19 protein-coding genes are annotated in these 22,700 nt (G+C 74.4%); 9 read left to right on the top strand and 10 right to left on the bottom strand.

Going from position 1 to position 22,700, the window contains the following annotated elements; translation table 11 throughout:
* Positions 1–276: 276 nt before the first annotated feature.
* The gene (locus ACFV6D_RS26945; RefSeq protein WP_380561372.1) at positions 277–1,314 is read left to right on the top strand and encodes an LLM class flavin-dependent oxidoreductase; all 1,038 of its coding nucleotides are present in this window, start codon (positions 277–279) and stop codon (positions 1,312–1,314) included.
* A gap of 34 nt (positions 1,315–1,348) precedes the next feature.
* On the opposite strand, the gene ACFV6D_RS26940 is transcribed toward ACFV6D_RS26945, so the two are convergent.
* Positions 1,349–1,795, bottom strand: coding sequence for an Lrp/AsnC family transcriptional regulator (locus tag ACFV6D_RS26940; protein WP_363375796.1), 447 nt, complete (start codon positions 1,793–1,795; stop codon positions 1,349–1,351).
* Positions 1,796–1,888: 93 nt separating this feature from the next.
* On the opposite strand from ACFV6D_RS26940, the gene ACFV6D_RS26935 reads away from it, so the two are divergent.
* The 3 genes from ACFV6D_RS26935 to ACFV6D_RS26925 all read left to right on the top strand — a co-directional run bounded on the left by ACFV6D_RS26935 (position 1,889) and on the right by ACFV6D_RS26925 (position 4,267).
* Positions 1,889–2,728 carry a TIGR03619 family F420-dependent LLM class oxidoreductase gene (locus tag ACFV6D_RS26935; RefSeq protein WP_380561371.1) on the top strand — a complete coding sequence of 280 codons (840 nt, stop codon included), beginning with the start codon at positions 1,889–1,891 and terminating at the stop codon, positions 2,726–2,728.
* Entirely contained in the window at positions 2,725–3,165 is a 441-nt protein-coding gene (locus tag ACFV6D_RS26930) for a nucleoside deaminase (RefSeq protein WP_063345918.1), read from the top strand. The genes ACFV6D_RS26935 and ACFV6D_RS26930 overlap by 4 nt, the downstream gene beginning before the upstream one ends.
* A gap of 94 nt (positions 3,166–3,259) precedes the next feature.
* Positions 3,260–4,267 carry an NADP-dependent oxidoreductase gene (locus ACFV6D_RS26925; protein WP_380561370.1) on the top strand — a complete coding sequence of 336 codons (1,008 nt, stop codon included), beginning with the start codon at positions 3,260–3,262 and terminating at the stop codon, positions 4,265–4,267.
* Positions 4,268–4,318: 51 nt separating this feature from the next.
* Here ACFV6D_RS26925 and ACFV6D_RS26920 read toward each other — a convergent pair whose 3' ends face one another.
* Positions 4,319–5,770, bottom strand: a complete 1,452-nt coding sequence (locus ACFV6D_RS26920; RefSeq protein ID WP_380561369.1) for a WGR domain-containing protein — start codon at positions 5,768–5,770, stop codon at positions 4,319–4,321.
* A 304-nt stretch (positions 5,771–6,074) separates the two neighbouring features.
* On the opposite strand from ACFV6D_RS26920, the gene ACFV6D_RS26915 reads away from it, so the two are divergent.
* On the top strand, positions 6,075–8,444 hold the full coding sequence (locus ACFV6D_RS26915; RefSeq protein WP_380494272.1) for a lamin tail domain-containing protein: 2,370 nt from the start codon (positions 6,075–6,077) through the stop codon (positions 8,442–8,444).
* A 63-nt stretch (positions 8,445–8,507) separates the two neighbouring features.
* Here the strand turns inward: ACFV6D_RS26915 and ACFV6D_RS26910 are convergent, their stop codons facing one another.
* The 3 genes from ACFV6D_RS26910 to ACFV6D_RS26900 are packed head-to-tail and all read right to left on the bottom strand — an operon-like array spanning position 8,508 to position 12,470.
* The gene (locus ACFV6D_RS26910) at positions 8,508–10,670 is read right to left on the bottom strand and encodes a HEAT repeat domain-containing protein (RefSeq protein WP_380561368.1); all 2,163 of its coding nucleotides are present in this window, start codon (positions 10,668–10,670) and stop codon (positions 8,508–8,510) included.
* 50 nt (positions 10,671–10,720) lie between these two features.
* Positions 10,721–11,503, bottom strand: coding sequence for a hypothetical protein (locus ACFV6D_RS26905; RefSeq protein WP_380494269.1), 783 nt, complete (start codon positions 11,501–11,503; stop codon positions 10,721–10,723).
* Positions 11,504–11,537: 34 nt separating this feature from the next.
* Entirely contained in the window at positions 11,538–12,470 is a 933-nt protein-coding gene (locus ACFV6D_RS26900; protein ID WP_380561367.1) for an ABC transporter ATP-binding protein, read from the bottom strand.
* Positions 12,471–12,657: 187 nt separating this feature from the next.
* Between ACFV6D_RS26900 and ACFV6D_RS26895 the strand changes: the two genes are divergently transcribed.
* Complete coding sequence (locus ACFV6D_RS26895) at positions 12,658–13,866, top strand: sensor histidine kinase (protein WP_380376020.1); 1,209 nt, start codon at positions 12,658–12,660, stop codon at positions 13,864–13,866.
* On the top strand, positions 13,863–14,573 hold the full coding sequence (locus ACFV6D_RS26890; RefSeq protein WP_380561366.1) for a response regulator: 711 nt from the start codon (positions 13,863–13,865) through the stop codon (positions 14,571–14,573). Before ACFV6D_RS26895 ends, ACFV6D_RS26890 begins: the two co-directional genes overlap by 4 nt.
* Positions 14,574–14,634: 61 nt before the next feature.
* Here the strand turns inward: ACFV6D_RS26890 and ACFV6D_RS26885 are convergent, their stop codons facing one another.
* From ACFV6D_RS26885 to ACFV6D_RS26865, 5 genes are all read right to left on the bottom strand, one after another.
* Positions 14,635–15,204 (bottom strand): Pycsar system effector family protein, encoded by a 570-nt coding sequence (locus ACFV6D_RS26885; RefSeq protein ID WP_380561365.1) that lies wholly within the window; start codon positions 15,202–15,204, stop codon positions 14,635–14,637.
* The gene (locus ACFV6D_RS26880; RefSeq protein WP_380561364.1) at positions 15,201–16,160 is read right to left on the bottom strand and encodes a hypothetical protein; all 960 of its coding nucleotides are present in this window, start codon (positions 16,158–16,160) and stop codon (positions 15,201–15,203) included. The genes ACFV6D_RS26885 and ACFV6D_RS26880 overlap by 4 nt, the downstream gene beginning before the upstream one ends.
* The gene (locus ACFV6D_RS26875) at positions 16,157–18,346 is read right to left on the bottom strand and encodes a hypothetical protein (RefSeq protein WP_380561363.1); all 2,190 of its coding nucleotides are present in this window, start codon (positions 18,344–18,346) and stop codon (positions 16,157–16,159) included. Before ACFV6D_RS26875 ends, ACFV6D_RS26880 begins: the two co-directional genes overlap by 4 nt.
* A complete protein-coding gene (locus ACFV6D_RS26870) occupies positions 18,343–19,356 on the bottom strand; it encodes a hypothetical protein (protein WP_380561362.1) in 1,014 nt (337 codons plus the stop codon). The genes ACFV6D_RS26875 and ACFV6D_RS26870 overlap by 4 nt, the downstream gene beginning before the upstream one ends.
* Positions 19,357–19,513: 157 nt before the next feature.
* On the bottom strand, positions 19,514–20,149 hold the full coding sequence (locus ACFV6D_RS26865) for a Crp/Fnr family transcriptional regulator (RefSeq protein WP_380427602.1): 636 nt from the start codon (positions 20,147–20,149) through the stop codon (positions 19,514–19,516).
* A gap of 464 nt (positions 20,150–20,613) precedes the next feature.
* On the opposite strand from ACFV6D_RS26865, the gene ACFV6D_RS26860 reads away from it, so the two are divergent.
* Positions 20,614–22,245: a sensor histidine kinase gene (locus ACFV6D_RS26860; RefSeq protein WP_380561361.1), complete on the top strand. Its 1,632-nt coding sequence runs from the start codon at positions 20,614–20,616 to the stop codon at positions 22,243–22,245.
* A 17-nt stretch (positions 22,246–22,262) separates the two neighbouring features.
* Positions 22,263–22,649, top strand: a complete 387-nt coding sequence (locus ACFV6D_RS26855; RefSeq protein WP_208869028.1) for a roadblock/LC7 domain-containing protein — start codon at positions 22,263–22,265, stop codon at positions 22,647–22,649.
* Positions 22,650–22,700: the final 51 nt, after the last annotated feature.

Here is a 22,700-nt window from a genome sequence, read left to right as displayed (position 1 = left end):
CCGCCCTACTACCCCGCCCACCACACCCCCGCCCCCCCCCCGCCCCGCCTGCGCCCCCCCCCACCCCCCCCCCGCGCCCCGCGCGCCCCCCCGCGGGGGGCGCCCCCCCCCCCCGCCCCGTACCGGGTCGGTATTGAGGGGGGATTGCGCCGTGTTGCGCGCCGATGTCCGATCCCGCGCCGATCTTGTGGGGACGCGAGCCGCCTGCGTACGTTCGACGGGCACCACCCGCCCGGCCCTCCCGGGGCCGCCTCACACCACCCGGAGCCACCCACCATGCCGCCGACCCCACGACCGCTGCGGAAACTCGGCTTCCTGACCATCGGACTGTTCGACGAGGCCGACCCGCGCCGGGGCCACGAGGCCACCCTCGACCTCATCACCCTCGGCGAGCAGCTCGGCTTCGACAGCGCCTGGCTGCGCCACCGCCACCTCCAGTACGGGATCTCCTCCCCCGTCGCCGTCCTCGCCGCCGCCTCCCAGCGCACCAGCCGCATCCACCTCGGCACCGCCGTCACCCCGCTCGGCTGGGAGAACCCGCTGCGCCTCGCCGAGGACCTCGCCACCGTCGACATCCTGTCCGGCGGCCGCCTCAACCCCGGCTTCAGCGTCGGCCCGCCCACCCACTACGACCGGGTCCGCGGCGCGCTCCACCCCGACACCGGCGAGCACGAGGACTTCGGGACCGGTCGCGCCGAGCGCCTCCTCGGCCTCGTCCGCGGCGAACCCGCCTCCGACTTCGCCGGCACCGAGGGCATCGAGGTGTACTCCCGCCGGGTCCAGCCGCACTCCCCCGGCCTCGCCTCCCGGCTCTGGTACGGCGCCGGCAGCCTGCGCTCCGCCCGCTGGGCCGGCGAGCACGGGCTCAACCTGCTCACCAGCAGCATCGTCAAGGCCGGGGAGCCCGGGGAGTCCGAGGACTTCGCCGAGATCCAGCGCACCCAGATCCGTGCCTTCCGCGCCCAGCACCCCGACGGCGAGCGCGCCCGCGTCTCCCAGGGCCTCGTCGTCATCCCCACCGACGGCGCCAGCCCCGAACAGCGCGCCAAGTACCAGGCGTACGCCCTCGCCCGCACCCCGCGCACCCTCGCCCCACAGGGCCCGGCCCGGATGGTGTTCGCGCCCGATCTGGTCGGCCCGTCCGAGGAGATCGCCGAGCGGCTGCACGCCCACGCCGGCTACCAGGAGGTCGACGAGGTCGCCTTCGCCCTGCCCTTCACCTTCGACCACCAGGACTACGTGCAGATCCTCACCGACCTCGCCACCCGCCTCGGCCCCGCCCTCGGCTGGCAGCCCTCGACCGGGCACGGCTGACCCGGCGTCCGGCCGCGCCGAGGGGCGCGGCGGCTCAGGGCCGGTCGGGGCCGCGGGTGGGCAGGGTCTGGCTGTAGACGACGCTCGTGGTCGTGCTGCCGAAGCCGGCCAGCTCGTCCACGAGCGTCTCCAGATGCTCCATGGAGGTCGCGGCGACCTTGAGGGTGTAGCAGTCGTCGCCGGTGGTGCGCAGGCACTCCAGGAGCTCCCGCCGCTCGGCGAGCAGCCGGCGCAGCGGCTCGTGCCGGTTGCCCGGGTACTTCAGCCGGACGACGGCGAGCACGGGGTAACCGACCTTGGCCAGGTCGACCACGGCGTGGTAGCCGGTGATGACGCCCAGCGCCTCCAGGTTCCGCACCCGTTCCGTGGTGGCGGACGAGCTGAGGTTCACCCGCCGCCCCAGCTCGCTGAGGGAGATCCGGGCCTCCCGTTGCAGCTGTCCGATGATCTGCCAGTCGACGTCGTCGAGATTCACGGCCATTGTGTGATTCTACCGGCAGAACCACGGCGGAGAGCGGTGATCACCGGGATGGTTCGGTTCCGTCCGCCATGATCACCGGGATAGCCTCGGTCCATGCAACTTGGCGTCAACGTACCGAACTTCGGGCCCGGGACGGACCCCGGCGTGCTGCGCGAATGGGCGCGGACCTCGGAGGGGCTCGGCTTCGACCTCCTCATGCTGTCGGACCATGTGACCATCACCCCGGACGTGGCCGTGCGGTACCCGGAGCCGTTCTACGAGCCGTTCACCACGCTGTCCTGGCTCGCCGGTCTCACCACGGACCTGCGGCTGGGCACGAGCGTGCTGATCCTGCCCTACCGGCACCCGCTGCTGACGGCCCGGCTGGCCGCCAACCTCAGCCGGCTCAGCGGCGGCCGGTTCGTCCTCGGGGTGGGCGTCGGCTGGGCGCGGCAGGAGTTCGACGCGCTCGGCGTGCCGTTCGCCGCGCGCGGCCGGCTGACCGACGAGTACCTGGGCGTGCTGCGGGACGCCTGGCGTCCGGAGACTCCGGGGGCGGAGATGGGGACGGGGGGCCACGCCGCCCCGACGCCCGTCTGGGTCGGCGGCCACAGCGAGGCGGCGATCCGGCGCGCGGTCAGGTTCGGCGATGCCTGGCACCCGCTGCGGCTCCCCCTGCCCCTGATGCGCTCCATCCTGGCGGAGCACTCGCTGCCGGGGTTCTCCCCCCGCATCGCCCTGCGGATCACCGAGGCGCCGGTCGACGATCCCGAGCGGCCCGCCGGGGTCGGCACCGTCGAGCAGGTCCTCGACGACCTCGACCAGCTGCGGCTGCTCGGCGCGGACACCGTCGTCCTCGACCCCTACCACGGCGATCCGGAGGAGACCCGTCGGCCCCGCGCGGCCTGGCAGGCGCTCACCACCGTGGCCACCCACTGGAAGGACCGATCGTGATCACCCCGGCCGACGAAACCCTCCTGCGGCGCGCCGTCGCCCTCGCGGCCCGGGCGGTCGCCCTGGGCGACGCACCGTACGGCTCCCTGCTGGCCGGCCCGGACGGCGCGATCCTCGCCGAGGCACACAACACGGTGCGGCGCGACGACGACATCACGGCCCACCCGGAGCTGAAGCTCGCCCGCTGGGCGGCCCGCGAACTCGACCCGGACCTGGCCGCCCGCACCACCCTCTACACCAGCTGCCAGCCCTGCGGCATGTGCGCCGGCGGCATCGTCCGCTCCGGCCTCGGCCGGGTGGTCTTCGCGCTCTCCACCGAGCAACTCGTCGAGCTCAACCCGCAGTCGGGCGCCTGGCCGACGGTGGCCCAGGACGGCCCGGCCCTGTTCGACGAGGCGCGCGCACCCCTCGACGCCTACTACCGGCCAGGCCGCTGACGTCGACGCGCCGGGCGGGCACTGGTCAGATGACTAAGCGCTTGCTTAGACTCGGGCCTCCAGTGCAGGCCCGCGCGCGCCCCCAGGAGACGTCATGACCGCGACCAACCGTCAGATCCGCCTCGCCCGTCGGCCGGTCGGGGAGGTGCGGGCGGAGGACTGGGCACACGGGTCGGAGCCGGTGGGGGCGGCCGGGCCCGGGGAGTTCGTGGGGCGGACGCGGTACGTGTCGCTCGACCCGGCGATGCGCGGGTGGCTGGACGACCGGCCGTCCTACCTGCCGCCGGTCGGGCTGGGCGAGGTGATGCGGGCCGGGTCCGTGGTCGAGGTCGTCGAGTCCGACCACCCGAAGTTCCGCGTCGGCGACCACGTGGTCGGCAGCTTCGGCGTCCAGGAGTACGTGGTCTCGGACGGCAACGGCGCACTGAAGGTCGACCCCGCGCTCGCGCCGCTGTCGACGTACCTCGGCGCGCTCGGCCTACCCGGGATGACCGCCTACTTCGGGCTGCTGGACGTCGGGGCGCTCAAGGAGGGCGAGACCGTGGTGGTCTCCGGCGCCGCCGGGGCCGTCGGCAGCCTGGTCGGGCAGATCGCCAGGATCAAGGGCTGCCGGGTGGTCGGCATCGCGGGCGGCCCCGAGAAGTGCGCGCTGCTCACCGGGGAACTGGGCTTCGACGCGGCGATCGACTACCACTCCGAGGACCTCCGCAAGGCGCTGCGCGACCACGCGCCCGACGGCATCGACGTGTACTTCGACAACGTCGGCGGGGACGTCCTGGACGCCGCGCTCACCCGGCTCGCGATGCACGCCCGGGTGGTGCTCTGCGGGGCGATCAGCCAGTACAACAACGAGACCGCCGTGCAGGGCCCGTCCAACTACCTGTCACTGCTGGTGCGGCGGGCCCGGATGGAGGGCTTCGTGGTGTTCGACTACGCGCCCCGCTACCCGGAGGCGGCCCGGGAGCTCGCGGGCTGGATCGCGGACGGCCGGATCAAGGTCAAGGAGCACGTGGTGGAGGGGACGGTGGACGACTTCCCGGCGGTCCTCGGGATGCTCTTCCGCGGGGAGAACACCGGCAAGCTGGTGCTGCGGCTGAGCTGATCCCGGCCCGGTGCGGCGGCGACGTGGTGTCCGCCGCCGCACCGGGGGCGTTCAGAGCAGGCGCTTGATCTCGCCGCGCGCCCGGTAGAAGCCGCCCGAGGCGGACTCCCGCACCTCGGCGACCAGGTACCGCGCCCCCGCGACCCGGACGTCCTTCGGGAACTGCACCCGCCGGCCCGGGTCGAAGCCCGCCGACACCACCCGCACCCGCAGCCGGGCGCCGTCCTGCACGCACTCGACCTCGATCCCGCCGCCGGGCAGGCCGCCGGTGCCGGTGACCACCGTCTCCAGGGCCGTGCCCGGCCGCACCGCCTCCCAGCCGGCGTTACGCACCTCGGCGGTGGCCGGCAGGGTCCCGGCCTCGGCCGCCCGGACGGCCTGCTCGCTCGCGTCCAGGCAGGCGAGCGAGCCGTCCGTGGTCACCAGGTAGAGCCGGCCGTCCCGGTACTGCATGCTGTACGCGGAGCCGCAGCCGGTGGCGAGCTTCCACAGCCGGGTGCCGTCGGCGGCGAAGCAGTACACCGAGGAGTGGTTGTCCCCGGCGAAGACGTACTCGCCGTCCGGGGAGGCCGCGCAGGAGAACACGGCGGCGTCGCAGCGGTAGGCGGCGACCTCGGAGCCGTCGGACTTGCGCAGCCGGTGCACCCAGCCGCGCCCGGTGCCGGCGAACACCTCGTCGGCCTCCTGCCAGCCGAACAGCACCTCGCCCTTGGTCGCGGTGTGCCACAGCTGGTCGCCGCCGCGCGCCGCGTAGCGGGCGACGCCGCGCGAGTGGCCGTGGTAGACGCCGTCCGCGTCGCAGCGCACCATCCAGCCGGAGCGGCCCTCGGCCTTGCGGCGCCACTGGAACTCGTCCTCGTGGTCGACGGTGGTCAGCCCGCCGCGTTCGTCGGCGACGCCGAGGACGCCGTCGTGGATGTCGAGCCAGAAGATGTCCACGTCCTCGGCTATCTCGTACGCCACCCGGGGGACCTTCCCACCCAGGTCGTACACCTTGCCGTCGTCGCAGCCCGCGTAGATCCACCAGTCGTCGGCGACGATGCACTTGACGCCGTCCGGCAGGCCGAACCGGGCGGTGACCTCGCCGTCGTGGGTGAGGGTGTAGACGTCGCCGCGCTCGTTGCCGACCCAGGCGTGCTCCTCGCCGACGAAGACGCCGAAAGCCGGCGAGCCGGAGCGGAACCGCCACAGCAGCGGCGCCTGGTTCGCCGTCGAACGGGTGCTGACGAGCTGCCGCCTGGTCACCGCCCGGCGCTGGCGCACGCCCTGGACGGCCGGCGCGTAGCCCTTGCGGACCTTCTCACCGATCTTCTTGGCCGCCGACGCGGCGGCCTTCTCGGCGCTCGGGAAGCTGGTCGACTTAGCCTGCCCCTCCTCGCCGATCCGCCCGTACCTGACCGTCACCGTACTGCCGACGAGCCGCACCTCGTAGAACTTGTGCGCGCTCCCTTCCTCCTCGGACAGTTCGAGGTAGGTGACCTGCTCTTCCACGGCGACGGACACGACGAAGTCCCCTTTCGGGTTTTCGGGCAACAGAGACGGGAGGCGAGGCGGGGCCTGTTCGCGGCCCCGCTCACCGACAACCCCCAACCTAGGGGGCGGCACTGACAGCGCGTCCCGCTGGGCTTGCCCGGAACCCCGCTTCCCACTTGTCGCCTCACGAACCATTCTTCCGCCGTACATCTGGCCGTCGCCCGCCGCGCACGGTAGGGATCGGGTGGCGTTGCTAGAACCGCAGCGCCCGAACTTTCTTGTCCGTGCTCAGACCGCCGGGCCACCAGCCCGAGCGGCCGTCAGGAGGAAGCTCATGCGGAGTACCCAGCGAGTCCGGCGCAGAGCGATGGCGGGGGCGTCCGCCGCAGCCGTGGTGGGGGCGCTGCTGGCGCTGCCCGGCGGCGTCGCCCAGGCGGCGTCACCCGACGTGGTGATCAGCCAGGTGTACGGCGGGGGCGGCAACTCCGGTGCCCCGTACGCCAACGACTTCATCGAGCTGTACAACCGCGGCACCGCGCCGGTGTCCGTCACCGGCTGGACGGTGCAGTACGCCTCGGCGGGCGGCACGTCCTGGGGGCGGACCACGCTGTCCGGCACGATCGCGCCGGGGCGTTTCCTCCTGGTGCAGGAGGCCGCCGGGGCCGGGACGGGCGCGGCACTGCCGACGCCGGACGCCACCGGGACCCTCAACCTGGCCGCGACCTCCGGCAAGGTCGCGCTGGTCACCAACGGCACGGCGCTGACCTGCGGTTCGGGCTGCGCGACGCAGCCCGGGGTGAAGGACCTGGTCGGCTACGGGTCGAGCGCCAGCTCCGCCGAGGGCTCGCCGACCGGCAACCTGTCCAACGCCACCGCCGCCCTGCGCGTCGGCGGCGGCGCCACCGACACCGACAACAACGCGGCGGACTTCACCATCGGCGCCCCAACGCCGCGCAACTCCGCCTCCACCGGCGGCGGCACCACCACCGGCGCCCGAATACACGACATCCAGGGCGCGGCCCGCACCTCCCCGCTCGCCGGCAGCGCCGTGAGCGCGGTGCCCGGCGTGGTCACCGCCGTCGGGCCCAACGGCTTCTGGTACCAGGACCCGCAGCCCGACAACGACCCCGGCACCAGCGAGGGCGTCTACGTCTACACCGCCGGCGCCCCCACCGTCGCCGTCGGCGACTCCGTCACGGTGAGCGCCACCGTCAGCCAGTACCGCCCCGGCGGCAGCGGCGGCACCACCAACCTGTCGATCACCGAACTCACCGCGCCCAGCGTCACGGTGATCGCCCACAACGCGCCGCTGCCCGCGCCCACCCTGGTCGGCCCCGGCGGGCGGGTGCCCCCGGCGGCGGTGATCTCCAGCGTCACCGGCGGGGACGTCGAGACCGCCGGGAACTACCAACCCGCCACCGACGGCATCGACTTCTGGGCCTCGCTGGAGGGCATGCGGGTCGAGATCGACAACGCGGCCGTGGTCGGCCCCAGCAACAAGTACGGCGACCTCCCCGTCGTGCCCCAGGGCAGCACCACCCGCACCAACCGGGGCGGCATCCTGCTCCAGGCGAACGACGGCAACCCGGAGCGGGTGACCCTGGCGAACGCGCTCGCGCCCACCCCGGCCGCCAACGTCGGCGACACCCTGACCGGCGCGACCGTCGGCGTGCTCGACTACTCCTTCGGCAACTTCAAGCTCCAGGTCACCGCGACCCCGGCAGTCACCTCCGGCAACCTCGCCCCCGAGGTCACCGCCGCCCCGACGGCCGGCCAGCTCGCCGCCGCCACCTTCAACGTGGAGAACCTCTCCCCCGCCGACCCGCAGAGCAAGTTCGACGGCCTCGCGGCGGGCATCGTCACCAACCTGCGCGCGCCCGACCTCGTCGCCCTGGAGGAGATCCAGGACAACAGCGGCCCCACCGACGACGGCACCACCGCCCCCGACCAGACCCTCGCCAAGCTCACCGCCGCCATCTCGGCGGCCGGCGGCCCGGCCTACTCCTACCGCCAGATCGACCCGGTGGACGGCCAGGACGGCGGCCAGCCCGGCGGCAACATCCGCCAGGTGTTCCTGTTCCGCACCGACCGCGGCCTGAGCTTCACCGACCGCCCCGGCGCCGGCTCCACCACCGCCGACTCGGTGGTCAACAACGGCGGCACGCCCCAACTCGCCTACTCCCCCGGCCGGATCGACCCGACCAACACGGCGTTCAACTCCAGCCGCAAGCCGCTCGCCGGCGAGTTCCGCTGGAACGGCAAGCCGGTCTTCGTGATCGCCAACCACTTCAACTCCAAGGGCGGGGACCAGCCCCTGTTCGGCCGCTACCAGCCGCCCGCGCACCCGTCCGAGACCCAGCGCCACAACCAGGCGACGGCGGTGAAGAGCTTCACCGACCAGATCCTGGCGGTGGACCCGAACGCGGCGGTCATCGTGCTCGGCGACCTCAACGACTTCGAGTTCTCGCAGACCGCCGACATCCTCACCGCCGGCGGCTCGCTGACCGACCTGCCGCGCACCCTGCCGCTGCCCGAGCGCTACACCTACGTGTACGAGGGCAACTCCCAGGTGCTGGACCACATCCTCATCTCCGGCGCACTGGCGGCGAAGCCGTACAGCTACGACATCGTGCACATCAACAGCGAGTTCAGCACCCAGCTGAGCGACCACGACCCGCAGGTCGTGCGGATCCCGCTGCCCTGACGCACGACACCGGCGCGGTGCCGGCCTCACCCCTGGCGGGGAGGCCGGCACCGCGTTCGCCGTTCAGCCTCCGGCCACGGCGGCCAGCAGGGCGCGCAGGGCCTCGTCGTCGCGGATGCCGGCGCCCGCGAAACAGCCCCCGACGATCCGGCGGTCGCGCCCGGCGAGATCGGCGAGGCGGCGGCGCTGACCGTCGTCCAGGGCGGTGGTGCCCAGGGCCGCCAGGGCCTCGCCCGCGCCCCGGAGGTCCGACCCGGTCTCGGCCGCGCGCAGGGCGGCCTCGACCAGGCGGCCGCGGTCGAGAGCGGCGCCGTCGGCCACCGCGAGGAGGGCCAGCACGGCGGCCGGGGCCTTCACCCGGTCGGCGAGCAGCCCGTCGAGCCTGGCGGTGAGCGGGCGGGCGGCCGGCCCCAGGAGGGCGGCGACGCGGGCCGCGCGGACGGCCGTCCGGTCGAACCACGCCCCGTCATCGGCGCGCCGCAGGACGCCGTCCAGGATCGGGACGACCTCGGCCGCGGCCCCGGTGATCCGCCACAGCGCGTCGGCCACCGCCAGGTCGGCCTCCAGCACCGGCGAGGTGTCGGGCACTGGAGAGGTGTCGGGCATCGGGGAGGTGTCGGGCACGCCTCCGGCGCTGAGCGCGGCGCGCAGGGCGGGGGCCAGCGGGAGGGCCTCGGGCCCCAGGCCGGCGGCGGCCCGGGCGGCCTCGGCGACCGCGTACGGGCCGGCCGCGAGCCGGTCGGCGAGTACCCCGAGCAGCGCCTCGGGATCGCCGGTGAGGTCGTACAGCGCCCGGGCCGCCGCGACGGAACCGGGCACCTCCCGCAGCGCGGCGGCGGCGCGGTCACGCTCCGCCGCCGGGCCGTCCACCGCGACGGCCGCGACGGCGGCCGCCGCCTCCGGGCGGTGCGGCAGCACCGCGCACAGCTCGGGCAGGGCCGGGGCGGCCGCGCGGCCCCACTGGCGCACCAGGCGGAACAGCTGGTGGTGCTCGTTGCCGCCGAGCTGCCCGGCCGTCAGCCGGGCGCGGACGGCGGCGAGCAGCTCGGGGTCGAAGGGGAACGGCGCGTCGGCGGGGGCCCGCTGGCCGGCCGCGGCCTCCAGCGCGCGCGGGCTCCGGCCCAGGGCACGGGCGAGCAGCGGGGCCGCCGTCCGGGGTGCGACCAGGACGAGCGCGGCCAGGGCCTCGTCGGCGGGCCCGTCCTCGGCCTGCGCGGCCCGGGCGGCCAGCCCCGGAGCGGCCTCGGCGGCGGCCGGGCCGAGGTTGCCGAGCAGGTGCACCACGTCGGGGTCGGCGACGAGCTGGGCGAGCGCCGGAAGCAGCCGCCGGGGCGCGCTGCGCGACAGCTGGCAGGCGTGGTCGGCCGCCCAGACGGCCTCGGCCCGCACCTCGGGGCGCTCGTCGCGCAGGGCCCGGTCGAGCAGGGCGTAGGCGGCGTCGCGGTCGGCGGGCGTCTCGCGCAGCAGCAGCTCCTCGGTGATCGCGCGCAACGGCTCCCGGCGGTCCAGGTCGTACCGGTCGGCGGCGACCGGGTCGGCGGGCAGCAGGGCGAGGACAGCGGCGTGGTGGGCGCCCGTCCACGGCTCGCCCGCGTCCAGCCCGGCGAGGACCGCGGCCAGGCGCAGCGGCGCCGGCGTGTCCTCGCCCAGCAGCGGCCCGGCCTCGGCGGCGGCCCCGGACCGGTCCAACCGGCCGAGGGCGGTGAGCAGTTCACCGCGGACGACAGGGTCGGCCTCGCTCGCCCAGCGGCGGCGCAGCGCGGACAGGGCGGGCTCGACGGCCCTGGTCTGGCCGACGGCCCAGGCGGCGGCCTGCCGGACGCCGGCGCTGCCGTCCGCCAGCAGCGGCAGCAGCAGCGGGAGTTGGCCGACGACGGCGGCCCGGACGGGGGCGGGCGGGCCCTCCCCGCCGCCACCCCGCTCCCCGTCCCACTCTCCTTCGCTCTCGCTCTCGGCCAACCCGCCGAGCAGGCCCAGGACTTCGACCGTCCCGCAACCGGCCGCCGCGATCCGGGCCAGATAGGGGACGGCGTCCGCGCTGGCGGTGTACACCGAGCCTTGGTGGAGGATGCACGAGTAGAGCTCGGCGAGCGCCTCGTCGGCCTGCTCGCCGCCGGCGGCGAGCGCGCGCAGCAGGCCGGGCAGGTCTTCGGCGGGTCCGTAGGCGTGCGACACGGATGCCCAGGGGTGGGCGTCGAGTCCGTCGAGGGCGTGGGCGAGGTCCATGGGCGGATCATCGCAGCCGCCACCGACAGTACTCAGGCGTCCCGTAGTGCTCAGGCGTCCCGGCGGGTCAGGCTGAGGGCGGCCAGGGTGAGGGCGACGGCGAGGTAGCCGGCGAGGGTGGCCAGACAGCCGGCCGCGCCGAGCCGGTCGGTGCCGCCCGCGGAGGCGACGGTACTGCCCAGGCCCTCGAAGACGCTCTGCAGGCCGAACCGGGTGGCACCGTCACCGAGCGGCGCCAGCAGCATTGGCGAGAGGAAGAACAGGCCGAACAGCACGGCGACGGCGCCCGCGGTGTGGCGCACCAGGAAGCCGAGCGCCAGGCCGAGCAGGGCGAAGACGGAGAGGAACACGCCGCAGCCGACGACCGCGCGCGCCACGCCCGGGTCGCCGAGCGACACGGCCAGGTGCTTCCCGGCCAGGGCCCGTTGGCCGAGCAGGAAGGTCAGGAACGCCAGCAGCTGCCCGAGCAGCGCCGACACCCCGCCGACCACCAGCGCCTTGGCCGCGAACACCTGGCCCCGCCGGGGCACGGCGGCCAGGGTGCTGCGGATCTGGCCGGTGGTGTACTCGCTGGAGGCGGCCAGGGTCCCCAGCGTGCCGATCGCCAGGACGGCGACGTAGAAGCCGCCGGAGAAGCCGTAGCGGACGGGGTCGAAGCGCTCGCGCTGGACGGCCGTCCAGACGTCCCAGTTGTCGGCGGCGCTGCCGTAGTCGATCAGGCCGATGAACAGGGCGGCGGCGAGCGCGACGACGGCGGTGAGCGGGGTCGCGCGGACGCTGCGCAGCTTGACCCACTCGCCGGCCAGTGCGCCTCGGGTGGTGGGGGCGGTCATGTGGTCCTCTTTCCGGACGTAGTGGTGGTGGCCGTCATGCAGTCCGCCTTCCGGACGGACCGGTGGTGGCGCGGTAGTCGACGGTCTCGCCGGTGGCGTCCAGGAACGCCTGCTCCAACGAGGCCTGCCGGACGGTGAGTTCGTGGACGCCGAGGCCGTGCGCCGCGGCCAGCTCGCCGATCGCCGCCGGTTCCAGGCCGCCGACGGCCAGTGCCCCGCCGGGCTCATCGGTGACCGGGGCGGCCCCGGCGGCGCGCAGCAGCCGGGCCAGTTCGGCCGGCCGGGCGCACCGGACCAGGACGTCGGTGCGCGCGTTCTCGGCGAGGAAGTCGGCGGTGGGGCGGTCCGCGACGAGCCGGCCGCGCCCGATGATCACCAGGTGGTCGGCGGTGACGGCCGTCTCGCTCATCAGGTGCGAGGAGAGCAGGACGGTCCGGCCCTCGGCGGCCAGGTCGCGCAGCAGGGTGCGGATCCAGTGCACGCCCTCCGGGTCGAGCCCGTTGACCGGTTCGTCGAGCAGTAGGACGGGCGGGTCGCCGAGCAGGGCGGCGGCGATGCCGAGGCGCTGCTTCATGCCGAGGGAGAACCGCCCGGCCTTGCGGCGGGTCGCCTGTTCCAGGCCGGTGCGGGCCAGCACCTCGCGGACCCGGGACGGCCCGATGCCGTTGGTGACGGCGATGCCGAGCAGGTGGTGATAGGCGGAGCGGGCGGGGTGGACGGCGCCGGCGTCGAGCATCGCCCCGACTTCCCGCAGCGGGTGGCGCAGGGCCGCGTACGGCCGGCCGTTGACGGTCGCCCGCCCGCTGGTCGGGGCGTCCAGGCCGAGGATCATCCGCAGCGTGGTGGACTTGCCCGAGCCGTTCGGCCCGAGGAAGCCGGTGACCTGTCCCGGCCGGACCGTGAAGGTCAGCCCGTCCACGGCGACGGCGCCGCCGTAGCGCTTGGTGAGGTCGCGTACCTCGATCATCGTGGTGCCTTTCCGGGTTTCCTGGTCGGCCGAGGGGGCCGACGCGGGCTCCACGCTCCCGCCCGGGCCCGGTGCGGGGCGTCCCGCCGTGGGGGGAGATCACGGCGTTCGGCGGGGCCGGCCTCTGCCCGTGGTCGTAGGCCCACAGGGCGATGCCGGGCGCGGGGGCCGCCGCTAGCCTGGGGAAATGCCCCGTGCTCCGCATCCGCCGGTGACCAGGAGGCTGCGCCCGGGCCACTGGGTCGCGGTCGACCTGGCGGTCTCGCTGGCCCTGACCGTGCTCACCTGGTTCCGGGTGCTGGACGCCTACCGGGTGTTCGACCCGCACCACCGCGGCTACCCGAAGCCGACGTCGGCGGAGCTGGTGACGGTGCTGGTGTGCGTGGTGGCGGTGGGCGCGGCCGCCGGGCTGCGCCGGCTCGCGCCGGTGGCCGCGGCCGGGGTGGTGTTCGCCGCCTGGGCGGTGGTGGTCGCGGTGGCCGGGCAGCTGACGATCGCCAACCTGGCCGGGTTCCTGGTGGTGGTCGCGGCGGCGATGGTCGTCTACCTGGTCGCGGCTGCCGGGCCGATGCGGCTGGGCCTCACCGTCCTGGCGTTCGGCCTGGTCGGGGCCGGGCTGAGCCGGTTCGGGTCGCGGGAGCTGTGGAACAACCTCGTGCTGTCCGCGCTGGAGGTCGTCACCGCGTGGGCGCTCGGCTGCGCGGTGGCCCGCTACCGGGCGTACGGCGCCGAGTTGCGCCGGCACCAGGTCGACCTGGCCACGGCGGAGCTGGCCGAGGAGCGGATCCGGCTGGCCCGGGAGCTGCACGACGTGATCGCGCACAGCATGAGCGTGGTCAACGTCCAGGCCGGGTACGGCCGTTTCGTGATCGGGCGGAATCCGGCGCAGGCCGAGCAGGCGCTGGCCGCGATCCAGGCGGTGAGCCGGGACGCGATGGTCGAGATGCGCGGCCTGCTGACCGTCCTGCGCGGCGCCGACGGGGCCGGGCTCGCGCCCGCGCCCCGGCTGGCCGATCTGGACCGGCTGGTGGCGAGCAGCGCCGAGGCCGGGGTGCGGGTGGAGCTGCGGGTGGGCGGCGTGGTCCGGGAGCTGTCCGACGGGGTCGAGCTGTCCGCGTTCCGGATCGTCCAGGAGGCGCTGACCAACGTGGTGAAGCACGCGCACGCGGCCGAGGCGCGGGTCGCCGTGGAGTTCGAGGAGGAGGCGCTGGTGCTGGAGGTGAGCGACGCCGGTCGCGGCGGGCCGGTCGGGGTCGGCGGGCACGGATTGGCGGGAATGGCCGAGCGGGTCGGGCTGTACGAGGGCCGGTTGGAGGCCGGGCCGCTGCCGGGCGGCGGGTTCCGGGTGCGCGCCGTGCTGCCGCTGGCCGACGCGGGCGGGCAGGAAACGTCGTGACGGGAGACGCCGCGAACGGGGCACCCGCCGGCCCACCGATCCGGGTCGTGGTGGCCGACGACCAGACCCTGGTACGGGCGGGCCTGGCCGGGATCGTGGCCGCCGCCGACGGCTTCGAGGTGGTGGGCGAGGCCGCCGACGGGGCGCAGGCCGTCCGGCTGGCCCGCGCCGGGCAGCCGGACGTGGTGCTGATGGACATCCGGATGCCGGGCACAGACGGCCTGGCGGCCACCCGGCAGATCACCGCCGAGAGCGCCGTGCGGATCCTGATCCTCACCACCTTCGACCTCGACGAGTACATCTACGGCGCGCTGCGCGCGGGGGCGTCCGGCTTCCTGCTGAAGTCGACCCCGCCCGAGGAACTGCTGGCCGCGATCCGGGTGGTCGCCGCCGGGGAGGCGCTGCTGGCCCCGAGCGTCACCCGCCGGCTGATCCGCGAGTTCGCCGCCCGGCCCGCCGCCGAGCCGGCGACCGCCGCACCCGGCGGCGACGAGCGGGAGCGGGTCCTGCGCGCCGTCACCGGGCGGGAGTTGGAGGTGCTGACACTGATCGGCCGCGGGTTGACCAACGCCGAGATCGCCGAGCAGCTGTCCGTCAGCACCGGCACGGTCAAAACGCACGTCGGCCACCTGCTGGCCAAGCTCGCCGCCCGGGACCGCGTGCACCTGGTGATCACCGCCTACCGCGCAACCCTCGTCGAGTCCTGACGGCCGCCCGCCCCAGGAGCCCTGGGGCGGACCGTGGACGGGACATCTCCTCAGACCGGCCTCAGGCCAGCCGCAGGGTCAGCGCGAACTGGGGCAGCGCGAGGAGCAGCACGGCGGTTCCGACCTCGATCCAGCGGTACTTCGCCCGGATGATCGCACTGGTCCCGGCCAGCGAGGACAACAGCGCCCCCACCGGATCACCGCCCCCGCGCTCGAAGCCGCGGCGTAGCCGGTCCACCCCGGCACCCGGAGCGATGTGCCCGAAGTAGGCCGGGCTGGTCGGGGCCTGCCGCTCGCCCTTCCGGTACCGGGGGGCGAGGGCGGCCACGAAGCAGGCGACGGCCAGCAGCGCGCTCGCCACCGCGCTCCACCACAGGAACGGGACCGCCCAGGCCCGGGGCCCGGATCCGCCGCCGCTCCCGCCGCCCCCGCCCAGCGGGATGAACACCCCGAGGACCGCGCCGGTGAACGCCAGGAACACGGCGGCCTTGGCATCGGCCCGGGTGAGCTCCATGCTGTTGGCGGCCACCAGGCGCTCGATCGCCGCCACCGCCGACGGGCTCGGGGCGGCGCCCGAGGCGGCGGACGGTGTGGTCGGCACCCGGCCGCCGGGTATGCCGGCGGCGGTCACACCGGGCTCCCGTTCGCCACGCCGCCTGCCCAGCCGTTGGCCTGCGAGCGGATCTTGACGAACTCCGGCCCGGGGCCCTGCGGCCCGGGGCCGGGCACCCGGCGCCCGAGCGCGACCAACCGGTCGCGCAGCATCCGGGACAGCTCCTGCCTCTCCTGCTCGCTCAACTTGCCGAGCATCATCGCCAGTTGGTCCTGCCAGGTGGTCTCACCCCGGAGCAGGTCGGCGTGGCCGACCGCCCAGTCCAGGACCTCCCGGACCTGGTCCGGGTGTCTGGCCAGCCAGAGTGCCGCGAGCGACACCGGGCCCTCCTGAACGGCCCGGCGGCAGAACGCGTACTCGTCCTCGCTCTTGTCCATCCAGTTGTAGGGCACGTCGGCCCCGTCCGGCTCCCCGAGCCGCAGTTCGGCGTCGTGCTCCCGGGCGGACACGTCCGTGACGCGGTAGCCGAGGCCGCAGTGCGGCAGGAGGTGGGGCGTCGCGAGGTAGTGCATCAGCTCGGCCTCGGTCAGCCCGTGCCCGGCGGTGGCGAACTGCTCCTTGAGCTGGCGCAGACGCTGTTCGAGGTCCTTGCGGACCGGCAGCCAGCCCCGCACGGTCCGCGCCCGCACGACGTTCACGGCGTCGTGCACCCACCACAGGACGTGGACATCCACCGACTTCGTGCCGTACGGGGTCGACAGGCCGACCGCCCGCGTCCCGGACCGCTCGTCGAGCTCGACCAGGTAGGCCTCGTCGAATCCGCGCAGGCCCGTCCGGACCGCCACCGGGCCCTCCAGGTCCGGGTCCTCATCGGCGCGGGCGCGGCGGCGGTGCCCCACCTGGTGGTAGAGCCCGTCCCGGTCCAGCAGGACGAGCGCGCGGTCGCGTCGCCCGGACCAGCGGTGGCGCAGGATCTCCCGCCACGGCGCCTGGGTGGCGCGGGCGTAGACGGGCGGGTCGCTGTCGGCGGTCATCGGGCTCCTCCATCGGCAGGGGCGGGCCGGTACGGCTGCGGTTCGCCCCGGCGCCAGGCGTCCAGGGCGTGCTGGGCGATGTGCCGTCCGGCCAGGTCGGGGTTGTCGTCGGCGTCGATCTCGACGAACAGGCGCAGTTCACCGAGGCTCATCTCCTGGGCGAGCGCGGTCAGCAGCGTCTCCACGGCGGCGCGCAGCGGTTCGTTCCAGACCGCCGAGGCGCACCAGGAGAGCAGTGCGCTGCGGGTCTCGTCGAAGAGGCCGTCGTCGTTGAGCGATCGCCGGATGAAGGTGATCACGATGTCGGCGAGCTCGCCGTCGGTGAGCAGCTGGTCCTGGAGCCAGGACGGATTCCACAGCAGAGCAGGGAAGACCTGGAGCGAGAGTTCGGCGTCGGACTCGGAACGGTCTGCCCAGGCCGCAAGATGGCGCAGGACCAGCGCCTGGCTTCCTGCCGCGAACAACGCCTGCAGTGCCCGCCGGACGGCTGCCGCGACCCTCGACTCGTCGCCCTCCCGCCCCTGGTAGCAGCGCCGCAGGAGCGACATCGCGAACTCCGGCCGGGACACCCCATAGTCCCTTCCACAAGCGTCGGCGGCCGTGGATCGCAGCCGCCAGCTGCGTGCGTAGCTCCAATCCGTGAGTCGGTACTTCACCTCACTGGCCAATACCGGGTCCTGCCCCGCGATACTCAGGGCGAAGGCGGCCGCACTCCGGCTCTGCCCGCGCTCCGACTTGGCCAGGTCGGCGATGTGTTTCAAGGCGCTCCGACCGCCACCCCAGCTGGCCGCCAGACCAACCACACGCCCCAAGGGCACGGCCAGCTCGGGGGCCTTTTCGGGAACCGTGTCCATCCAATCGGTCAGCAGCCTGGACAACTCGCCGTACTGCCGCCAGACGTGCCGCAGCACCGTCTCGGCCTGGCGGTGCCGGGTGAAGCGCACCGGCTCCACCGTGTAGGTGTAGCGGGAGGTCGCCCGGATCTCGCCGGGCGCGCACTCGGCCCGGACGGTCGCCAGGAGTTCGTCCAGCGACCGCCGGAAGACGAAGCGCGGGTTCGGGCGGGGGGCCTCCCGGCTCACCACGCCGCTCTGGCCGTCGTCACCACCTGTCGGCAGGACGGAGTCGAGACGGCCGTCGGCCAGCTTGAGCAGCCGGTCGGCCTCGTCCCGGACGATCCGGTGGTCGAGTCCTTCGAAGACGCTGGTCGCCAGCAGGAACGCGAGTCCGTCCGGGTCGTCGTGCAGCTTCTTCAGCAGGTCGGGGACCTCCTTCTCGGCGAGGAAGCTGAGCCGCCTGCGGAGATCGGCGAGGTCGGGTCCCTCATCGCCGGCCCTGGCCACCTCGGCGACCAGTTCGGCGACCTGGGCGGGGACCAGTTCCGACGCCAGGAGGTCGTCCAGCCCCGGCCGCAACCGCTCCAGCAGGTGCCGGCGCCGGTCGGGGTCGGGGACGGCGGCCTTCAGCCGGGCCTCGAAGACCGCGCCGGGTGGCGGAGGCACGCAGCGCACCGGGGTGAGGTCCAGGTCGCGGGCGAGGCTGCGGAGCAGGTCCGGGTCGTGCGGCAGCATGACCACCATGCGCGCCCTCGCATCCGCCAGCAGGCGGCGGAGGTTGGCGACCACCGCCGGGCCCAGCCGGAGGGTGGGCAGCAGGCCGTGCACCAGGTACCCGCGGGCCTCGGCGTCGCGGGGGCGCCAGGTGGACAGGTCCTCGTCGCTGTCGAGCGCGCGCAGCTTCACGCTGTGCCCGCTGTGCTGGGACAGCAGGTTGAGGGCCGCGGTGCGGCGCCCGGTGCCGGGCTCGCCCGCCAGGAACAGCAGGCCGGTGTCCAGCTGCCGCAGTGCCGAGGGGAACCACTCGGGCTGGGCGAAGCCGGCCCGTGCCTCCAGGATCTCCAGTGCGGAGATCGGGCCTTCGTGCGCCTCCACGTGTGGGCCGCCCGGGGCGGACGTCGCGCCGACGTTCTCGACGCGCTGGTCCCCGTGCACCGCGCCGGTGTTGATGTTGCCGTTCGGGGCGTAGATGACATAGCGCCGGCCGGGAAAGTCCCGGTCGAGGTCGGCCAAGTCGTCGACGTCGTCCGGATCCGCATACCCGGACGCGGTCTCGTCCCGGTCGGGCGCCGGGTCGTCGGTGCCGCTGCCGGACGGACCAGCGGCAGAAGCCCGGTCCTCGGCGCTCACCGGCGGCGCCCCTTCTTGTCACCGTGGAAGGTGTCGCCCTGGTTGCCGTGGACCGTATCGGCCTTGTGGCCCGCCACGTAGTCGCCCCCGAAGGAGTCGCCGCGCACAAAGTCGCGCCCGGCGTAGTCGCCGCGCACCTTGGTGACCTGCTGGCCGCCCTCCACGTTGGTGACGTGCTGGCTGCCGTGCACCGTACCGTTGTTGATGTTTCCGCGGTCGGCCTGGTAGCTCACCGGCCCGCCTCCCGCGCGGCCGCCGTCCGCCTGCCCGGCCGAGGGCTCCGCCGCCGCGGCCTGCGCCCGCTCGTGCTCCCCGACCACGGCGTCGCCCAGGATGCGGCGGTCGTAGAGGTTCCCTGAGGGAGCGGGCACGTACAGCCAGGCCCGCTGGTCGAACTGCTTGCCCTCTACGGTGGCCGGCACCTCGATGAAGTGGTCGGGGTGGCGGCCGGTGAATCCGCCCGCCACCGCGTCCTGGTAGCAGCGGTCGGACAGGATGGCGGCGACCTGGGTGATGCTCTCGTTGGAGGCGGCCAGCATGGCCTTCACCGGGCGGGAGTCGAGCAGGCGGTGGGTGTCGTTGCGGGGCGTGCCGTTGCCATCGAACTCGCCGCCGGAGTCGGGCAGCGGCCCGATGTGGAGGCTGACCCGCAGCCGGATCCGCACCGTCCCGACCGAGTGCACGTTGAACTCGGTCAGCACCTCCTGGAGGGTGTGCAGCCACGGGTGGATCAGGAACGGCATCCACGCGGGGTCGAAGCCGAAGACGTAGCCGTCGCCGGTGGAGGCGGGGAACCGGCGGCCGTGCCAGACCTCGGCGAGCCCGGCGCGCTCGAAGGACCACTGGAGGACCTTCGGGACGGCCTGGCTGATCATGCCGTGCTCGATGGCCGGGTAGCCGGTGAAGTCCTTGGCGTCGACTGCCACGATGCCCCGGTACGGCGGCAGCTGGCGGCTCCGGCTGTAGGGCAGGGCGCTGGCCTCGGGCATCGGCTGGTCGGACTGCGACATCTGTGCTCCTTGTGGTTCCCGTGCGGACCGTGTGCCCCAAGCTTCGCGAGCGCACGCCGTACGGTGTGCTCGCTCAGTGCGGAAACCTGGTGACGCCCGTCACACGAACTGACGTGGCGTCAGTCGCGCGGGCTCCTCCGGACGAACCGGCGCCACGTCAGTCACGCGCCCCGCCGGCCACCCGCCGGAGCGCGGACAGGTCGCCGATGACGATCGACTTCCGTCCGGCGTGGACCTGGTGGGAGCCGAGTTCGGCCAGGCCCGCGGTGACGGTGTTCCGGGACACCCCGAGGTGCTGGGCCAGTTCGTCACGGGTCAGGGCGAGTTCCGTGCGCCGACCCGGCGGCCCCGCCGGGTCCGCGGAGACGTCGGCCAAAGCGGCCAGGGCGGCCGCCAGCCGGGCCACGATGTCGCCGCCGGTGCGGGCGAGGTCCGATTCCCGCAGCCTGCCCATGGCGTAGCGGACCATCACCGGGAACAGGCCCTGGTCCGTGACGAACCGCAGGAACGCGGCCTTGGTGAGGACCGCGACCGTGCAGTCCGAGATCGCCTCGACGCTCGCCGAACGGACCCCGTCGTCCAGCACGGCCACCTCGCCGAGCAGTTCACCGGGGCCGCGGAACGCCAGCAGCCTGACGTCTCCGGTGCGCTCCCGTCGGGTCACCTTCGCCACCCCGCTCAGCAGGGCGAGCACGTGCGTTCCGGGCTCCGCCTGGCGCAGCAGGGTGGCGCCGATCGGATGCCGGCGCTCGAAGGCCTCGGCCAGCATGCTCTTCCAGGTCGCGTCACCCATGAGTCGGCACAGGGTCTGGCCCAGGGGGTCTGCCGTTTGGCCGTGATCGTTCATGCGATGACCTTAGGAGCCGCCACGGCGGGAGCGCAGACGGATGCGGTCTCCCGCCGGAATTTCCCTTGGGCCGTCCGGTCGGGAATCGCGCAGGGGCGTCCCGTAGCACGAACTCGTCTTTCGGAACGGGGAATTGGCGAAGAAACCCTTCTCATGAGCGAATCCGGGGCGGGTTGGCGGTGCGGGCGGGGCGGGGCGAGAAGCCTGGTGGCGGGACGGCGGCCGGCCGGGGCTGAGACTGGTGTGCGAGATGTCCGGCATGTCCGGCACGGCGGGACAAGTCGGCTGTACAGCTGGATTCTTGAACTTCCGTCAGGATTGTCCTGAACTTGGCTATGCTGCATCACCATGCCTCCGGCGCCGGCCGTCGCCCGTCCCCGTACTGTTCCGATCGTTTGAGGATGCCGAGAATGCTTCGAGCTGGATCATCACCCGCCAGACGGCCGTCCGCGCCCCTGCTCGGGTGGCTGCTGCCCACCGCCGTGATGGCGGCGGCCGTGGCGGCCGCCGCGGCGGTGGTGTCCGCCGGGGTCCGTGCGGAGGTGCTCTGGTGCGGGGCGACGGGCACCGTGCTGGTGGCCGTGGTGGCCGCCGAGTCGGCCCGCCGGGGGCGTGCGCTGGCCGCGTTGCGGGAGCAGCACGCCCGGCAGGTGGGCGAGTTGCAGCGGCGGCTGGCCGGCCAGGAAGCCGAGGCGGTGCGGCTGGCGAAGGAGGAGCTGCCGAGGCTGGTGGCCCGGGTCCGGTACGGCGCGTCGATGGACAGCCTGGCCCGGTCGTACCAGGTGCGCGATCCGCTGGCCGCGCCGAAGTTCCGGGGCGCGCTGGAGTCGGTGGTGCGCGGGATCATCGTCGCCGTCGACGACGAGGTGAACCGGCGCGACTCCGCCGAGCGGGCCTTCGTCAACATCGCCCGCCGGGTGCAGGCGATCATCCACCGGCAGGCCAAGGACCTGCGCGAGATGGAGGACCGGCACGGCAACGACCCGGCGGTCTTCGACGACCTGCTGCGCCTGGACCACGGCAACGCGCTGACCGGCCGCCTCGCCGACAGCATCGCCGTCCTGTCCGGCGCCCGCCCCGGCCGTCAGTGGACCAGGCCGGTGGCGCTCTACAGCGTGCTGCGCGGCGGCATGTCGCGCATCCTGGAGTACCAGCGGGTGGACCTGCACCCGGTGGCCCAGGTTTCGGTGATCGGACCGGCCGTCGAGCCGCTGATCCACGCCGTCTCCGAACTGCTCGACAACGCCACCCGCTACTCGCCGCCGCACACCCATGTGCACCTGAGCGCCGCCGAGGTGCAGAGCGGCATAGCGATCGAGATCGAGGACGGCGGCCTCGGCCTGACCGACGAGGCCCGGATCCGCGCCGAGCGCAGTCTGCGCGAGGCCCAGGTCTCCAAGGACCTGGACGACCTCACCGAGTCGCCCCGGCTGGGCTTCGCGGTGGTCGGCCGGCTGTGCCAGGCGTACGGCTTCCAGATCTCGCTGCGCCGCTCCGCCTACGGCGGCGTCCGGGTCGTGCTGGTGGTGCCGCAGGAGTTGGTCACCACCGCGCCCCCGACCGGCCGGGCGCACGGGATCGGCGCGTTCTCCGGCCCCCGGCCGCTCCCGGCGAACCCTCCCAAGTCGGCGGCCCCGTCGCGGCCGTGGGGGGCGCGGGCGGCGACGACCGGCGTGGCGGGGCCGTCCGCCGGACCGTCCTTCGGGGCGTCCGGTCCGTGGGCGCCGAGCGGGCCGGGCCCGGGGGACGACGAGGTGGTGGTCACCGAGCGCACCGCGAACGGCCTGCCGCAGCGGCGGCGCCGCCCGCCGACCCCCCCGGCGGGCTACCCCGGCTCGGCCCGGACCGCCGGACAGTACGGCAACCCGGCCGCGGGGCCCGCCGCGGGCCCCGCCCCGGGGACGGGAGGGCGTCACGCCAAGGAGCCGGTGCAGCCCGGCCTCTGGCTGGAGGCGTTCACCGAGGGGATCAACGGCCATGGGCCGGCCGCGAGTTCGGCCGGTCAGACCAGTGAAGAGACGGCAGGGAAGGGCGAGCAGTGATTCCGCACCGCAGCAACATGGACTGGATCCTCAAGGACCTCGCGGACAGCGTGCCGTACATCCGCCACATCGTCGTACTCTCCGGCGACGGCCTCCGGATCGCCCAGCACGGCACCGATCCGGACACCGCCGACCGGCTCGCCGCCGCCTGCGCCGGGCTTCAGAGCCTGGCCGCGGCGGTGGGGCAGGAGTTCCCGCACGGCGACGGCTCGATGCGGCTGGTGGTGATCGAGGTGGACGGCGGCTTCTTCTACCTGATGGCGGCCGCCTCCCGCGCGTACCTCGCGGTGCTCGCCGACGAGGGGGTCGACGCCGGACTGGTGGGCCAGCAGATGCGCGACCTGGTCGCCCGGATCGGCGAGCACCTGGCCACTCCCCCGCGCAACCCCGAGGTGGTCGCGTGAACCGGCCGGAGCGGCGGGCGGTGCGCCGTCCCGGTCGCGACCGGGAGCGGG

This window comes from Kitasatospora sp. NPDC059812 (genome assembly GCF_042732075.1).
GTDB lineage: Bacteria > Actinomycetota > Actinomycetes > Streptomycetales > Streptomycetaceae > Kitasatospora.
Note: the sequence above shows the minus strand (reverse complement) of the source record. Positions and strands in the feature narration are given on the sequence as shown.

What these genes read in the sequence shown, in the direction of transcription:
- ACFV6D_RS26945 (WP_380561372.1), top strand. Translation starts at nt 277, where the DNA reads ATGCCGCCGACCCCACGACCGCTGCGGAAACTCGGCTTCCTGACCATC.
- ACFV6D_RS26940 (WP_363375796.1), bottom strand. Translation starts at nt 1,795, where the DNA reads ATGGCCGTGAATCTCGACGACGTCGACTGGCAGATCATCGGACAGCTG.
- ACFV6D_RS26935 (WP_380561371.1), top strand. Translation starts at nt 1,889, where the DNA reads ATGCAACTTGGCGTCAACGTACCGAACTTCGGGCCCGGGACGGACCCC.
- ACFV6D_RS26925 (WP_380561370.1), top strand. Translation starts at nt 3,260, where the DNA reads ATGACCGCGACCAACCGTCAGATCCGCCTCGCCCGTCGGCCGGTCGGG.
- ACFV6D_RS26915 (WP_380494272.1), top strand. Translation starts at nt 6,075, where the DNA reads ATGCGGAGTACCCAGCGAGTCCGGCGCAGAGCGATGGCGGGGGCGTCC.
- ACFV6D_RS26910 (WP_380561368.1), bottom strand. Translation starts at nt 10,670, where the DNA reads ATGGACCTCGCCCACGCCCTCGACGGACTCGACGCCCACCCCTGGGCA.
- ACFV6D_RS26905 (WP_380494269.1), bottom strand. Translation starts at nt 11,503, where the DNA reads ATGACCGCCCCCACCACCCGAGGCGCACTGGCCGGCGAGTGGGTCAAG.
- ACFV6D_RS26900 (WP_380561367.1), bottom strand. Translation starts at nt 12,470, where the DNA reads ATGATCGAGGTACGCGACCTCACCAAGCGCTACGGCGGCGCCGTCGCC.
- ACFV6D_RS26895 (WP_380376020.1), top strand. Translation starts at nt 12,658, where the DNA reads ATGCCCCGTGCTCCGCATCCGCCGGTGACCAGGAGGCTGCGCCCGGGC.
- ACFV6D_RS26880 (WP_380561364.1), bottom strand. Translation starts at nt 16,160, where the DNA reads ATGACCGCCGACAGCGACCCGCCCGTCTACGCCCGCGCCACCCAGGCG.
- ACFV6D_RS26870 (WP_380561362.1), bottom strand. Translation starts at nt 19,356, where the DNA reads ATGTCGCAGTCCGACCAGCCGATGCCCGAGGCCAGCGCCCTGCCCTAC.
- ACFV6D_RS26865 (WP_380427602.1), bottom strand. Translation starts at nt 20,149, where the DNA reads ATGGGTGACGCGACCTGGAAGAGCATGCTGGCCGAGGCCTTCGAGCGC.
- ACFV6D_RS26860 (WP_380561361.1), top strand. Translation starts at nt 20,614, where the DNA reads ATGCTTCGAGCTGGATCATCACCCGCCAGACGGCCGTCCGCGCCCCTG.
- ACFV6D_RS26855 (WP_208869028.1), top strand. Translation starts at nt 22,263, where the DNA reads ATGGACTGGATCCTCAAGGACCTCGCGGACAGCGTGCCGTACATCCGC.